Below are 13188 nucleotides of genomic sequence, written 5' to 3' on the forward strand. Positions count from 1 at the left end.
GACAGGAGCTTGTGCCCCGTCAGGACTTCGTTGCCTTTTCCTTGGTCGAGGAAGGCGTCGCGCTCTCGTCGTCGCGATGCTCGACAGTCTTGGCGTTGGCCGCCTCGTCCTCGTCCGACATGCCTTTCTTGAAGCTTTTGATTCCCTTGGCCATGTCGCCCATCAACTCGGGAATCTTGCCGCGCCCGAACAGCAGCAGCACGACCACGAGCACGATAAGCCAGTGCCAGATGGAGAAGGTTCCCATTACAAACCCTTTTATGAACGCGTTTCGTTCCCAGATTTAGGCGTTTTCGGCCCGGCTTTCAAACACAAGCACATCAGACTCTCGCACCGTAAGCCAGATATCGCGTGCGCCCGAAGGCAAAACGCCGCATCGAATGCGTGCCCGGACCGGGGTTTCGGCACCCGCAACCGCAAGTTCCAGCGCCTCCGCCTCGCCCAGGAAGCGCCGGGATATCACTCTTGCCGCCGTCCCGCCATCCTTTTCGCACAGCTCGATGCCGGCGAGCCGCACAGCGACGGTGACGGGGACGCCGTCGCCGATGCCGGGTGCCCCGAATTGGCCGAGCGGCGTCTCGACCCGGCCCGCCCGTGCCCTGGCCTCGAACAGGTTGAGCTCGGAAAAAAACCCGGCCACGAACAGGTCGGCCGGTTTCTGGAACAGGGATTGCGCAGGGCCCATCTGCACCAGCCGCCCGCGTTTCAGCAGCGCGATCCGGTCACTCATGCGCATCGCCTCCTCCGCGTCATGAGTCACCACGATCGCCGTTGACCTGCTCTCGCGCAGGATCGCCAGCGTCTCGGCGCGCACGGCGTCCTTGAGGCGCGAATCGAGTCCGGAAAACGGCTCATCCAGCAACAGCACCGCCGGGCGTGGCGCGAGCGCCCTCGCCAGCGCCACGCGCTGCTGCTCGCCGCCGGACAGGATGTGCGGAAAGGAATGGGCATGATGTTCCAGCCCGACACGCACCAGCGCGGCCATCGCCTCGCGCTTGGCCTCTCCCGACGACAGCGCGGTCAGACCGAAGCGCACATTGTCGAGTATCGACAGATGCGGAAACAGGGCGAAATCCTGAAACACCAGGCCGATGGAACGCCGTTCCGGCGGCACGAACACCGACGGCCCGGAAATCTCGCGATCGTTGAGCAGCACACGCCCGCGCGTCTGCGTCTCGATACCGGCGGCGATCCTCAGCAGCGTCGTCTTGCCCGATCCCGACGGGCCGAGCAGGCACAGCACCTCGCCCGGCTCGGCGCTCAGCGAGACGCCGCGCAGCGTTTCGGTCTTGTCGTCGAAGGAATGCCACACATTGTCGAAGGACAGGCGCGCGGCAAAGGACACGCCGGCGGGAAGGCGCCCTGCCCGTTCACCCGGCTCCCGCCTTGTCTTTTCAGCCTGCACCATCTCGCCTGTCACGGATCCGCGCCGCGACGACACGCGGCGCTCCCGTCAATCATCCCCGCCGCGGGGTGTCAACAGGCCGAGCTCTTCCAGGTCGATGTCGGTCAGCGGCTCTTCGTCCTCGGTAAGGTCGTCGGGATCGGACGGCGGCAGCGGCACGGAGAAATTGGCCGGCATGCGCGCCGACAACAGGCCCGCCCCCTTCAATTCGTCCATCCCCGGCAGGTCGCGCAGTTCGCCGAGCCCGAAATGGTCGAGAAAGGTCAGCGTCGTGCCGTAGGTGACCGGACGGCCGGGCGTGCGCCGCCGGCCGCGCATCTTCACCCAACCGGTCTCCATCAGCGTGTCGAGCGTGCCCTTGGAGGTTTCCACGCCGCGCACTTCCTCGATCTCGGCGCGGGTCACCGGCTGGTGATAGGCGATGATGGCCAGAACCTCGAGCGCGGCGCGCGACAATTTCTTCTGCTGCACCGCGTCGCGGCTCATCAGGAAGGACAGATCGCCGGCGGTGCGAAACGCCCAGGCATCCTCGATCTTGACCAGATTGACGCCGCGCTTTTCGTAGAACTCCTGCAGCGACAGCATGATCGCGGGAATGTCGACGCCTTCGGGCATGCGCATGGCAAGCGCCTTTTCGCTGACCGGCTCGGCGGACGCGAACACGATCGCCTCGGCCATGCGCATGGCTTCCACCACATGCAGCCGTTCGGCCGGGTTGTCGTTCAGCGGATCGACCCCGAGGGCGCCCTCGCCGTCGGGCATGGACAGCGCGTTCGCCCGGCTGCTTTCAGACATGGCTCACCTCGTTGGGCGCTTGTTCCGTCGGCCGCGCGCGCAGGAAAAGCGGCGCGAACGGCTCGGTCTGGCGTATTTCGATCGCGCCTTCGCGCACCATTTCGAGCGAGGCGGCGAACGAGCTGGCGAGCGCGGTGGCGCGCTCTTCCGGCATGGTCAGATAATCGATCAGAAACCGGTCGAGCGCGGTCCAGTCCTTGATCTTGCCGACCAGGCGCGACAGCACCGCGCGTGCGTCCTGAAGCGACCACACCGTGCGTTTGGCGATCCGCACATTGGTCACCGCCTGGCGCTGGCGCTGGCCGGCATAGGCGGTCAGCAGATCGTAGAGCGAGGCGCTATATTCGGTCCGGCGCTCCAGGATCACCGCTTCGGGCATGCCGCGGGCCATCACGTCGCGCCCGAGCCGATTGCGGTTGACCAGGCGCGCGGCGGCATCGCGCATTGCCTCCAGGCGTTTCAGCCGGAACTGCAGGATCGCGGCCAGTTCCTCGCCGCTTTCGCCCTCGTCGCTGTCCTGCTTGGGAATCAGCAGTTTCGACTTCAAGAAGGCAAGCCAGGCCGCCATCACCAGATAATCGGCGGCGATCTCGAGGCGCAGCTTGCGGGCCTCGTCGACGAAAACCAGATATTGCTCGGCAAGCGCCAGGATCGAGATACGGGCGAGATCGACCTTTTGGGTGCGGGCCAGATGCAGGAGCAGGTCGAGCGGTCCCTCGAAACCGGCCACGTCGACGACAAGCGCCGGCGCGGCCGGATCGTGGGTTTCCTCGTTCTCGGTCCACAGGCGCTCCATCGGCGCCTTGTCCTGGCCTGAACTCTTCTGGATCGCTCCCAAATCCGTTTCCTATCCAGCGTCGGGGCTCATGCCGCCGACCGGGCCAACGCGTCGAACTCCGCCCTGACCCGCTTTTCGTCCTCGGCCGCCGCATGCGCCCGCAGATCGAGCGCCCGCCGTGCCCGCTCAAGCGCCCTGCCGGCGAGCGCCGGGGTCGCAGACGCCACCGCCGTCATCTCGTCCATGACGCCGTTGCAGTGAAGAACCACATCGCAGCCGGCCGCAAGAATCGCCCGCGCTTTTTGCGAGAAATCCCCAGAAAGCGCCTTCATGGAGACGTCGTCGCTCATCAACAATCCGTCGAAACCGATCTCGCCGCGGATAATATCGCCGATCATGCGCGGCGACGTCGTGGCAGGATTGTCGGGATCGATCTGCTGGTAGACGATATGCGCGGTCATCGCCATCGGCATATCTGCGAGCGCGGCAAACGGCGCGAAATCGACCGCGCGCAGGACGTCCAGCGAGGCCTCGACCACCGGCAGCGCCTTGTGGCTGTCGCAACGCGCCCGCCCGTGACCGGGCATGTGTTTCATGACCGGCAGCACGCCGCCGGCCAGAAGCCCGTCGGCCGCAGCGCGCCCCATCGCCGCCACCACCGCGGGGTCGCTGGCATAAGCACGCTTGCCGATGACCTCGTCGGCGCCGTCGACCGGCACATCGAGCACCGGCAGGCAGTCGGCATCGATGCCGTGGCGGGCAAGGTCGAAGGCGTGCAGGCGCGACATCAGCCAGGCCGCGCGCAGCCCGGCCGCACGGTCGGCGGCATAAATCGCGCCGAGCGCACCGGCCGCCGGATAGTCCGGCGCCAGCGGCGGGCGCAGCCGCTGCACCCGGCCGCCCTCCTGGTCGACGAAGACCGGCGCATCCGGCCGGCCGACGCTCTCGCGCAGGTCGGAAACCAGGCGCAGCACCTGCGGCGTGTCGGCGACGTTGCGGGCGAACAGGATAAAACCCCAGGGTTTCTCCCGGCGAAAAAACCTCTCTTCCTCAGTGGTGAGTTCGCTCCCGGCACAGCCGAGGATCATTGCTTTTGATTCGCTCATCGCAGCAGACTAGCCCGTCCTGGCTTGCCGCGCACTGACCACAGCCGAGTTCCATCCCGAAACGGTTCGGGCCGCTTCGCAGCGGCCCGACGATTCGATGCAGAGTGGTCTTCGGCCGGTGGCCGCCGTCATTTGGCGACGAAACAGCTCCCGCCGGCGGCCTTGTACTGCTCGCACAGCCTGGTCGCCTCGGCCCGGCTTCCCGCCGGGATCCGCACCCGCCAGAACGTGCCCTTGCCGGCGATGTCGGCCTTGACGATGTTGACGCCGCGCCCGTTCAGGATCGAGCCGTAGCGCGCCGACAGGTTGGCATAGCTTTTCTGCGCGCCCTCGGGCGAGGGCTGCGAGGCGATCTGCATCGACCATTCGCCCGGCTTCGGCGCACGTGTGTCAAGGGCCGCGACCTCGGTCTGGCGGTTGGGCTGCGCGGTGTTGCCGACGATCTCGACCGGCTGGTCGGACGGGCGGGTCGGAGCGACCGGCCCGCGATCGGGAACCTTCTGGGTGCCGGATTGCCGGATCGTGGTGGTTTCGACCACGCGCACCGGCGCGCTGTCGGCTTCGGCCTGCGCCGGCGCGGCAGGCTCTTCGGCAGTGCCGGCGCTTGCGGCATCCCCATCGCGGTTCTGCACGACCGGCGCCGCGGGTGCGGCGGCGACCGGTTCGGGCGCGGGCGCGGCGGCGACCGGTTCGGGCGCGGGCGCGGCGGCAGCCGGTACGGGCGCGGGCGCCGGCTCGACCTCGGCCGCCTTCGCGACCTCGACCGGCTCTTCGCGCGGCACCAGCGTGCCGTCCGGCCTGACGATCATGGTGCGCACCCTGCGCGGCGCGACCAGCGCCGGCTCATCGCCGGCAACGCCCGGCAGGTCCGACGTCTCGGGCGCGACCCTGTCTTCGGACTTGCCCGCTGCCGCATCCGCCGCGTCGGGCGCGCCCGGGGTGACATCGCGCACGGCGAGATCGACCGGCTCTTCCGCAGCCGACAGCAGTTTTTCCTGTGTCGGCGTACCCGGTTCGTCGCCGCCGGCGACGCGCTCGTAGACGATCTTGTCCTCGTTCGGAACAGTCACGCCGCCGGGCGTTTCCGGCCGCACCTTGACCGGAGACGGATCGGCCTTGACCATGGCCGGCGCGGCTTCCGGATCGCCGGATCCGAACGACAGCGCGAAGGCGGAAATACCGCCGATGACGGCAACGCCAGCGACCAGAGCCGCGATCACAAGGCCACGACGGCTGGAAGGCGGCGCCTCCGCGGCGCTCTCCGCATGCGGTGCCTCGCCGTAAAAGGCGGAGGCAAGCTCGCCATCGTCGGAGGCGTTTACCTGATAGGCCTCGTCGGGCCACTCGGCCGCCCTATCGTCCTGGCCGGCTGCGTCGTCGAAACCGTCCGGCCGCCATGCCGTGCCGTCATCGCCCTGCTCGGGGGCGCCGAAATCGAACGTCTCGTCGAGGGCGAGGTCTGCCTCGTCGAGCCCGAGCGCAAAATCCTCCGGCGCGGCCTCCTCCGAAAACCGCCGCTCGGCGGCAAGCGCTGCCGCGTCGGTGGCGCGCGACCAGCTCTGCGGCTCGGAGGCCACTGGCCTGTCGCGATTCAGCTCGTCGAAAGCCGACGCGAATTCCATGTCGAGTTCGTCGGCCAGGTCGAGCCGGGGTTCGTCCTCCTGGACGAATTCGGGGATACCGGCATCGTCGGCGATCTCCACAGCGGATTCCGGCACGTCGACCGTCTCGATCGCCGGCGCCTCCGTGGACCGGGCAAATCCGGCGCGCGCACCGGTCAAGGCAGAGGCCGCCGCGCCGGCACCAGCCGCAACACCCGCCGCAGCCACGGGCTCGGCGCGCGGCGTCTCGGGTTGCGGTGCCGGACGCTCGTCATAGGCGACCGGCGTCGCCGCCTGGTCGGGCTCCCGATCGCTCCAGCCGGCCGCGTCGGGTTCGGTCCGCTCGACCTGCGCCTGCGTCCACCCGGCATCGTCGGCAGCGTTCATATCGTCGTCCGGCTGGGCGACAGCGTGCGGCGCAATCCAGGTCTCGTCACTTGGCGCAACCCAGTCGTCATCCTGCCATACAGGCTGCGTCGGCTCCGGTTGCGCCGGCGGCGCGACCGGCGTCGTGCGCGCGAAGGCAAACGGCTGCTCGGGCTCGCCGGTGCGCGGCGCGGCCGGGTTCGAGCCCAGATCCATATGCGCCAGAACATCGTCCTGGAGATCGTCGGAAACAAAACCGTCGGAACGATCGTCAGCCCGATGTGGCTGCGTGTCGGTTTCGGCCCGGTCGCCGCCAAAATCGACCGGTCCGACCGGATCGGGCGCTGCCGGCGGCGGCGACGCCATCGCAGCCAGTTCCGCGAAGGGGTCGAATACCGGTTCGGCGGCGGCGGCAGGCGCGGTCTCCCGGGCCCCTGCGGCCACCGGCCTGTCGGCCCCGTTGTCCTGGTGCACGGGTTCACCGTCGCTCAACGGTGCCGTCACACCGGCATCGAGGCGACGTTCGGAAACGGGTTCAGCCTGCCGGAGCGGCGGCTCAGCCGCGCCAAAATCCATATCGACGAACGCAGCCTCGTCGAGATCGGCCGCAGACGGCGCAACCGCGGCAGGCGCGTCGTCGGGATCGTCAACATCGGGCGCCCTCGCCCCGACGACGTCGAAGGCGGGCGGCGCGGCGGCCTGACCGGCATCGTCGTGCCCGTCCATGACTTCTCCGGCCTCCAGCGAGGCTGAAAACTCAGCCGTCAGCTCGTCCTCGAAGGACGGGCCGAGATCCGTCAGGGGTTGTTCGTGGGACACCGGCTCTTCCGCCTGCGGCGAATGCCGCGCCTGCGGATCGAGGTCCTGTTCCAGCTCCCCCATCAGTTCGCGCTCGAGATCGATGCCGAAATCGTCGTCGACCTCGCCCGCGCCGGTTGCTTGCGGCATACCGCCCATGATCCGGGTCAGTTCCGCCAGGGGATCGTTTTCGGCGAAGTCATCGTCGTGCTTCACCTTCAACTGCTTGAGGTCTGCCATACCCATTTCCGCACTCACACTCGCCCGGGCGCTGAAAACGCCGCGAGTTTCTGGCCGTTACCAGCCCATTGTGGGCAAAAGGTGACAGATAGTACCGGGTCGCCTAGCGCATTTCTTCCGGCGCCTCGGCTCCCAATAGGCCCAGCCCCGACGTCAAGACATCAGAGACCACCTGCACCAATCCCAGTCTAGCCTGGGTCAAGACTGGGTCATTAACCTTAATAAACCGTAAGTCATCGTTATCGGTGCCGCGGTTCCACAAGGCATGAAACTGGCTGGCGAGGTCGTAAAGGTAAAATGCGATGCGGTGCGGCTCGTGGGCAAGCGCGGCCCCTTCGATCATACGCGGATATTCGGCCACCTTTCTGACCAGCGCGATCTCGGCGTCGTCGGTCAGCCGCTCCGAGGCCCGCGACAGGGCCTGGCGGTCGAGCCCGTCAGCGCCGATCTGCTCGGCCGCCTGGCGGAACACCGAATGCGAACGCGCCGAGGCGTACTGGACGTAGAAGACGGGATTGTCCTTGGTCTGCTCGGTCACCTTGGCGAAGTCGAAATCGAGCGGCGCGTCGCTCTTGCGGTAAAGCATCATGAAACGGATCGCGTCGCGGCCGACCTCGTCGACCACCTCGCGCAGCGTGACGAACTCGCCCGAGCGCTTGGACATGCGCACCGGTACTCCGCCGCGATAGAGCTTGACGAGTTGGCACAGCAGCACCGTCAGCTTGATGTCGCCGCCGGAAATCGCGCGCGCCAGCGCCTCCAGGCGCTTGACGTAGCCACCATGGTCGGCGCCGAGCACGAAGATCAGTTCCTCGAATCCGCGCGCGTATTTGTCTTTCATATAGGCCACGTCGGCGGCGAAATAGGTGAACGCTCCGTCCGACTTGACCAGCGGGCGGTCGATGTCGTCGCCGACGTCGGTCGAGCGGAACAGCGTCTGCTCGCGATCTTCCCAATCCTGAGGCTTCTGCCCCTTCGGCGGCGGCAGCTTGCCCTTGTAGACGTGGCCTTTCATCGTCAGGTCGGCGATCGCGGTGCGAATGGCGCGCGCACCGTCGGCATGCAGGCTGCGTTCGGAAAAGAACACGTCATGGCGGACGTTGAGCGCGGCGAGATCGTCGCGGATCATCGCCATCATCGCATCGATGGTGTGCTGCTTGACCAGGCCGAGCGCCTTGTCGTCGGCCATGCCGAGCAGGGATTGGCCGTATTCGTCGGCCAGCGCCTTGCCGACCGGCCTGAGATAGTCGCCGGGGTAGAGACCGGCGGGAATCTCGCCGATCTTTTCGCCGAGCGCCTCGCGGTAACGCAACAGCACCGAACGGGCGAGCACGTCGATCTGGGCGCCGGCGTCGTTGATGTAATATTCCTTGGTCACCTCGAAGCCGGCAAAACCCATCAAATTGGCCAGCGTGTCGCCGACCACGGCGCCGCGGCAATGGCCGACATGCATGGGCCCGGTCGGGTTGGCCGAGACATATTCGACATTGACCTTGCGTCCCGTACCGATCGTCGAGCGGCCATAGTCGGGGCCGGCGGCCAGCATTTCGCGCAGCCGCGCCTGCCAGAACCCGTGGCCGAGCGTCAGATTGATGAATCCGGGTCCCGCCACGTCGACGGCGGCGACCTCGGGATCGGCGGCGAGCCGTTCGGCGATGCGCCCGGCGAGCGCGCGCGGATTTTCGCCGACCGCCTTCGACAGCACCATGGCCGCGTTGGTGGCGATATCCCCATGAGCGGCGTCACGCGGCGGCTCGACTGTCAGGCGCGAATAGTCGAGCGGACCGCCCGCAACGGGCACAAGATCGAGCACATCGATCGCCTTCGTGATCCGATCGCGGAAATCGGCAAAAATGTTCATGGGTCAACGTCCGGGTGAAAACGAAAGCCAGCTTGGGCTGGGCGAGGCCCTATCCGATCTCAGGCGTGTGGTCAAACAGACGCCGATGCTCCTTGATCGCATAGGTATCGGTCATGCCGGCCAGGAAATCCGCGACATGACGGGCTTTGACCACGTCGTCGGCGCGCTCGAGAATATCGCGCCAACCCTCCGGCATCGCCGCCGGGTCGGCGAAATAGACGCCGAACAGGTCGCGCACGATGCGCTCGGCATCGGCGCGCACGGCCATCACGTCGGGGTGGCGATAAAGATTGGCGTATAAGAACGCCTTGAGCTCTTTCTCGGCCGCGCGCATGGTCGCCGAAAAGCGGATGATCGTCTCGCCCGCCGCACGCACCGCGCCGCTGCTTGCCGGCTTCAGCGCCGTGAGCCGGTCGCGGGCCGTCACGATCACATCCTCGACCATGCGCGTGATCTGGCGGCGCATCAGCTCGTGGCCGATGCGCACCGGATCGAGGCCGGGATAGAGCGCCCGTACCTCCGCCAGAATGGCGGCGGTGAAAGGCACCTCCTCCAGCATGTCGAGCGTCAGCAGCCCCGAGCGCAGGCCGTCGTCGATGTCGTGCGCGTCATAGGCGATGTCGTCGGCGATCGCGGCAGCCTGGGCCTCGAGCGAGGCATGGGAGGCGAGATCGAGCGGAAACAGCACGTCGAAATCCGCAATCGTGCGCGGCAGCGGGCCGTCGAGCCCCTCGCCGCTGGCGTCGGTCAGCGGACCGTTGTGCTTGACCAGCCCTTCCAGCGTTTCCCAGCTCAGGTTGAGGCCGTCGAACTCCGCGTAGCGGCTTTCCAGCCTGGTGACGACGCGCAACGACTGGGCGTTGTGATCGAACCCGCCGGCGAACCCCATCAGGTCGTTGAGCGCGTCCTCGCCGGTATGGCCGAACGGGGTGTGGCCGAAATCGTGCACCAGCGCGACGGCTTCGGCGAGGTCCTCGTCGAGCAACAAGGCCCGCGCCAGGCCGCGCGCGATCTGGGCGACCTCGATCGAATGGGTCAGCCGCGTGCGATAGTGATCGGCCTCGTGGGCGATGAAGACCTGGGTCTTGTGTTTCAGCCGGCGAAAGGCGGTCGAATGGATGATGCGGTCGCGGTCGCGCTGGAACGGCGTGCGCGTGCGGCTTTCCTGCTCGCGATAAAACCGGCCGCGCGTCGCGGCGGGATCGCAGGCATAGGACGCGCGCGGCCTGTAGCCGAAGCCGATATGGGAAAATTGCGAAACTGGATCGGACATGTTGCGCCGGTTGACTTGCGGTATGACGCTTCATACCTATGGTGCGAGTGCGAACACAAGGTGACGCCATGGGCGCGGACGCATTGGCAGGCAAAAAGGGCGTCGAGCTGACCGACGCGGCGGCGAAGCGGATCGCCAGGATCATGGCCGCCGAACCCGGCAAGACGGCCCTGCGGGTCGCGGTCGAAGGTGGCGGCTGCTCGGGTTTTTCCTACATGTTCGACCTGGTCGAAGCGCGCAACGACGACGACGTGGCCATCGAGAAGGATGGCGCGACCGTTTTGATCGACGAGATTTCGCTCGTCTATCTCGGCGGTTCGGTGATCGACTTCGTCGACGACCTGATGGGCCAGTCCTTCCAGATCAAAAACCCCAATGCCGTCGCCTCCTGCGGCTGCGGAACCAGTTTCTCGATCTGAGCCCACCCCGCGACCGGCAATCGACATGACGGCTCCGCTTGCGCGGCGCGCCGACGGTCCTGTCTGTGTCGCCGGCAACAGGGTTTTGAGCCGGAAGCCGGCCGCGCGGGTCCACGCGGCCGGCCTTGTGTCTCCTTTTCGTCAGTCCAGCTCTTCCGGCAACACGAGGTTGAGGACCACCGCCAAAAACGCCGACGGCAGCAGCCCGGAGGTGAGCAGGATCTGCGCGGTCTTGGGCAGATGCTGCAGCGCTCCCGGCTCGAGTTGCAGCCCGAGCCCGACCGACAGCGACACGGCGAAGATCACCATATTGCGCCGGTTCCAGTTGACGTCGGACAGCATGTTGATGCCGGCGGCCGCCACCATGCCGAACATAACGATCACGCCGCCGCCGAGCACGGTGATCGGGATCGTGGAGATGATCGCGCCGACCTTGGGGATCAGCCCGCACAGGATCAGGAAGATCGCGCCATAGGTGACGACGTGACGGCTCATAACGCCGGTCATCGAGATCAGCCCGACATTCTGGCTGAAGGAGGTGTTGGGCAAGCCGCCGAAAATGCCCGCGATCGCCGTTCCGAGCCCGTCGGCATAGGTGGCGCCGGAAATTTCGCGGTCGGTCGCCTCGCGGCCGGCACCGCCCTTGGTGATGCCAGACACGTCGCCCACCGTCTCGATGGCCGAGATTACCGCCATGAAGCACATGCCGATGATGGCCGCGGCCGACAGTTCGAAGCCCCATTTGAACGGAACCGGCACGGCGACCCAGCCGGCATTGCCGACATTGCCGAAATTCACCATGCCCATCATCAGCGCCACGACATAACCGGCGATCAGGCCGAGCAGCACCGCCGCGATCGACCACATGCCCTTGGCGAAGAATTTCAAGAGCAGCGTCACCACGATCACCACCAGCGCGACGCTCCAATTGGCCAGGCTGCCATATTCGGGTTTGCCGATCAGCGGCACGCCGCCGGCCGCGTACTGGATGCCGACCTTGATCAGGGCAAGCCCGATCATCAGTACGATCAGCCCGGTGACCAGCGGCGGCAGCGCGAAACGCAACCGGCCGATGAAGGTGCCGAGAAAGAAGTGGAAAATGCCGCCGATCAGGACGCCGCCCATCAGCGCGCCCATCGCCGCGACGCCGCCGCCGGCCACGATCGGGATCATCACCGGCAGGAAGGCGAAGCTCGTGCCCTGCACGATCGGCAGGCGCCCGCCGACCGGACCCATGCCGATGGTCTGGAACAAGGTGGCGATGCCGGCAAACAGCATCGACATCTGGATCATGTAGATCAGGTTGGGAAAGTCGGGCGAATTGGAGCCGAAACCGAAGCCCGCCGCCCCGGCCACGATGATCGCCGGCGTCACGTTCGAAACGAACATCGCCAGCACGTGCTGGATGCCGAGCGGCACGGCCTGCGCGATCGGCGGCGTGTAATCGGGATCGCGGAGCCGCTGCCTGAGCCCTGCGGTACTTGCCGCATCGGTGTTGGTTGTGTCAGTCATGGTTGCTGTCCCCTCTTCTCAACGCCCATTTGTTTTGAGATTGTTTTTCGGGCAATGGACGACCATTCCCGACTTCGGCGGCGCTGACCATCAAGTAAAATTTGAAAGATCGGCATTTTATCCATGAAAATCGCGACCTGGAACATCAACGGCGTCAAGGCGCGCATCGACAATCTGCTCGACTGGCTCAAGGACAGCCAGCCCGATATCGCCTGTCTCCAGGAGATCAAATCGGTCGACGAGCTTTTTCCGCGCGCCGATATCGAAGCGCTCGGCTACCATGTCGAAACCCATGGCCAGAAAGGCTTCAACGGCGTGGCGATCCTGTCCAAGCTGCGTTTCGACGAGGTCAATCGCGGCCTGCCCGGCGACGATGACGATCAGCAGGCCCGGTTCATCGAAGGGGTGTTTTCGACCGATACGGGCGTGGTGCGTGTGGTGTCGCTTTATCTGCCGAACGGCAATCCGCTCGGTTCGGAAAAGTTTCCCTACAAGCTCGGCTGGATGGAGCGGCTGGAAAACTGGGCCCGCGAGCGGCTGGAGCTGGAGGAGCCGCTGGTGCTGGCCGGCGACTACAACGTCATCCCGCAGCCCGAAGACGCCAAGAACCCGGACGCCTGGGTCGACGACGCGCTGTTCCAGCCCGAAAGCCGCGGCGCCTTCCGCCGCCTGTGCCATCTCGGCTACACCGACGCGGTCCGCGCCGTCAGCGACGACGTGCTCTACACGTTCTGGGATTATCAGGCCGGCGCCTGGCAGAAGAACAACGGCATCCGCATCGATCATGTGATGCTGTCGCCGGAGGCCGCCGACCGGCTGGCCGGCGCCTCGGTGGAAAAACATCTCCGCGCCTGGGAAAAACCCTCCGATCACGTGCCGGTGGTTATCGAACTCGCCTGAGGGGAGAGACCGGCGTGACAGGCCGGCCCCCTCGCGTGGCCCACGCGACACGCCGCCAAGGCGTTCGTGGAACCGTTGCCTGGCGGACAGAACCGACATAGGACCGTAGGCATATTCGACCTGCTGGGATCGTC

The 13188-nt window shown here is 66.4% G+C and carries 11 protein-coding genes; 2 read left to right on the forward strand and 9 right to left on the reverse strand.

Going from position 1 to position 13188, the window contains the following annotated elements:
- Positions 1-19: 19 nt before the first annotated feature.
- The 8 genes from ACT2B0_RS09775 to ACT2B0_RS09810 form a co-directional block, all read right to left on the reverse strand.
- Positions 20-247: a twin-arginine translocase TatA/TatE family subunit gene (locus tag ACT2B0_RS09775; protein ID WP_473464120.1), complete on the reverse strand. Its 228-nt coding sequence runs from the start codon at positions 245-247 to the stop codon at positions 20-22.
- Positions 248-283: 36 nt separating this feature from the next.
- Positions 284-1408 carry an ABC transporter ATP-binding protein gene (locus ACT2B0_RS09780; protein WP_473464123.1) on the reverse strand — a complete coding sequence of 375 codons (1125 nt, stop codon included), beginning with the start codon at positions 1406-1408 and terminating at the stop codon, positions 284-286.
- A 45-nt stretch (positions 1409-1453) separates the two neighbouring features.
- Positions 1454-2167, reverse strand: coding sequence for an SMC-Scp complex subunit ScpB (gene scpB, locus ACT2B0_RS09785; RefSeq protein ID WP_473465896.1), 714 nt, complete (start codon positions 2165-2167; stop codon positions 1454-1456).
- A 25-nt stretch (positions 2168-2192) separates the two neighbouring features.
- Positions 2193-2996: a segregation and condensation protein A gene (locus tag ACT2B0_RS09790; protein WP_473465899.1), complete on the reverse strand. Its 804-nt coding sequence runs from the start codon at positions 2994-2996 to the stop codon at positions 2193-2195.
- A gap of 68 nt (positions 2997-3064) precedes the next feature.
- Positions 3065-4084: a beta-N-acetylhexosaminidase gene (nagZ, locus tag ACT2B0_RS09795; protein WP_473464125.1), complete on the reverse strand. Its 1020-nt coding sequence runs from the start codon at positions 4082-4084 to the stop codon at positions 3065-3067.
- A 128-nt stretch (positions 4085-4212) separates the two neighbouring features.
- Positions 4213-7089, reverse strand: coding sequence for an SPOR domain-containing protein (locus ACT2B0_RS09800; RefSeq protein ID WP_473464128.1), 2877 nt, complete (start codon positions 7087-7089; stop codon positions 4213-4215).
- A gap of 103 nt (positions 7090-7192) precedes the next feature.
- Entirely contained in the window at positions 7193-8950 is a 1758-nt protein-coding gene (gene argS / locus ACT2B0_RS09805) for an arginine--tRNA ligase (protein WP_473464131.1), read from the reverse strand.
- A gap of 49 nt (positions 8951-8999) precedes the next feature.
- Positions 9000-10223, reverse strand: coding sequence for a deoxyguanosinetriphosphate triphosphohydrolase (locus tag ACT2B0_RS09810; RefSeq protein WP_473464134.1), 1224 nt, complete (start codon positions 10221-10223; stop codon positions 9000-9002).
- Between the two features lie 68 nt (positions 10224-10291).
- On the opposite strand from ACT2B0_RS09810, the gene erpA reads away from it, so the two are divergent.
- Positions 10292-10642 (forward strand): iron-sulfur cluster insertion protein ErpA, encoded by a 351-nt coding sequence (gene erpA / locus ACT2B0_RS09815; protein ID WP_473464137.1) that lies wholly within the window; start codon positions 10292-10294, stop codon positions 10640-10642.
- 141 nt (positions 10643-10783) lie between these two features.
- On the opposite strand, the gene ACT2B0_RS09820 is transcribed toward erpA, so the two are convergent.
- Positions 10784-12154: a uracil-xanthine permease family protein gene (locus ACT2B0_RS09820; protein WP_473464139.1), complete on the reverse strand. Its 1371-nt coding sequence runs from the start codon at positions 12152-12154 to the stop codon at positions 10784-10786.
- Between the two features lie 123 nt (positions 12155-12277).
- On the opposite strand from ACT2B0_RS09820, the gene xth reads away from it, so the two are divergent.
- On the forward strand, positions 12278-13054 hold the full coding sequence (xth, locus tag ACT2B0_RS09825) for an exodeoxyribonuclease III (protein WP_473464141.1): 777 nt from the start codon (positions 12278-12280) through the stop codon (positions 13052-13054).
- The last annotated feature ends 134 nt before the right edge of the window (positions 13055-13188 follow it).

The sequence above is a fragment of the Nitratireductor sp. J20-h4 genome (assembly GCF_056780505.1).

What these genes read in the sequence shown, in the direction of transcription:
- argS (WP_473464131.1), bottom strand. Translation starts at nt 8,950, where the DNA reads ATGAACATTTTTGCCGATTTCCGCGATCGGATCACGAAGGCGATCGAT.
- ACT2B0_RS09775 (WP_473464120.1), bottom strand. Translation starts at nt 247, where the DNA reads ATGGGAACCTTCTCCATCTGGCACTGGCTTATCGTGCTCGTGGTCGTG.
- ACT2B0_RS09810 (WP_473464134.1), bottom strand. Translation starts at nt 10,223, where the DNA reads ATGTCCGATCCAGTTTCGCAATTTTCCCATATCGGCTTCGGCTACAGG.
- xth (WP_473464141.1), top strand. Translation starts at nt 12,278, where the DNA reads ATGAAAATCGCGACCTGGAACATCAACGGCGTCAAGGCGCGCATCGAC.
- ACT2B0_RS09820 (WP_473464139.1), bottom strand. Translation starts at nt 12,154, where the DNA reads ATGACTGACACAACCAACACCGATGCGGCAAGTACCGCAGGGCTCAGG.
- erpA (WP_473464137.1), top strand. Translation starts at nt 10,292, where the DNA reads ATGGGCGCGGACGCATTGGCAGGCAAAAAGGGCGTCGAGCTGACCGAC.
- scpB (WP_473465896.1), bottom strand. Translation starts at nt 2,167, where the DNA reads ATGCCCGACGGCGAGGGCGCCCTCGGGGTCGATCCGCTGAACGACAAC.
- ACT2B0_RS09800 (WP_473464128.1), bottom strand. Translation starts at nt 7,089, where the DNA reads ATGGCAGACCTCAAGCAGTTGAAGGTGAAGCACGACGATGACTTCGCC.
- ACT2B0_RS09790 (WP_473465899.1), bottom strand. Translation starts at nt 2,996, where the DNA reads ATGGAGCGCCTGTGGACCGAGAACGAGGAAACCCACGATCCGGCCGCG.
- nagZ (WP_473464125.1), bottom strand. Translation starts at nt 4,084, where the DNA reads ATGAGCGAATCAAAAGCAATGATCCTCGGCTGTGCCGGGAGCGAACTC.
- ACT2B0_RS09780 (WP_473464123.1), bottom strand. Translation starts at nt 1,408, where the DNA reads ATGGTGCAGGCTGAAAAGACAAGGCGGGAGCCGGGTGAACGGGCAGGG.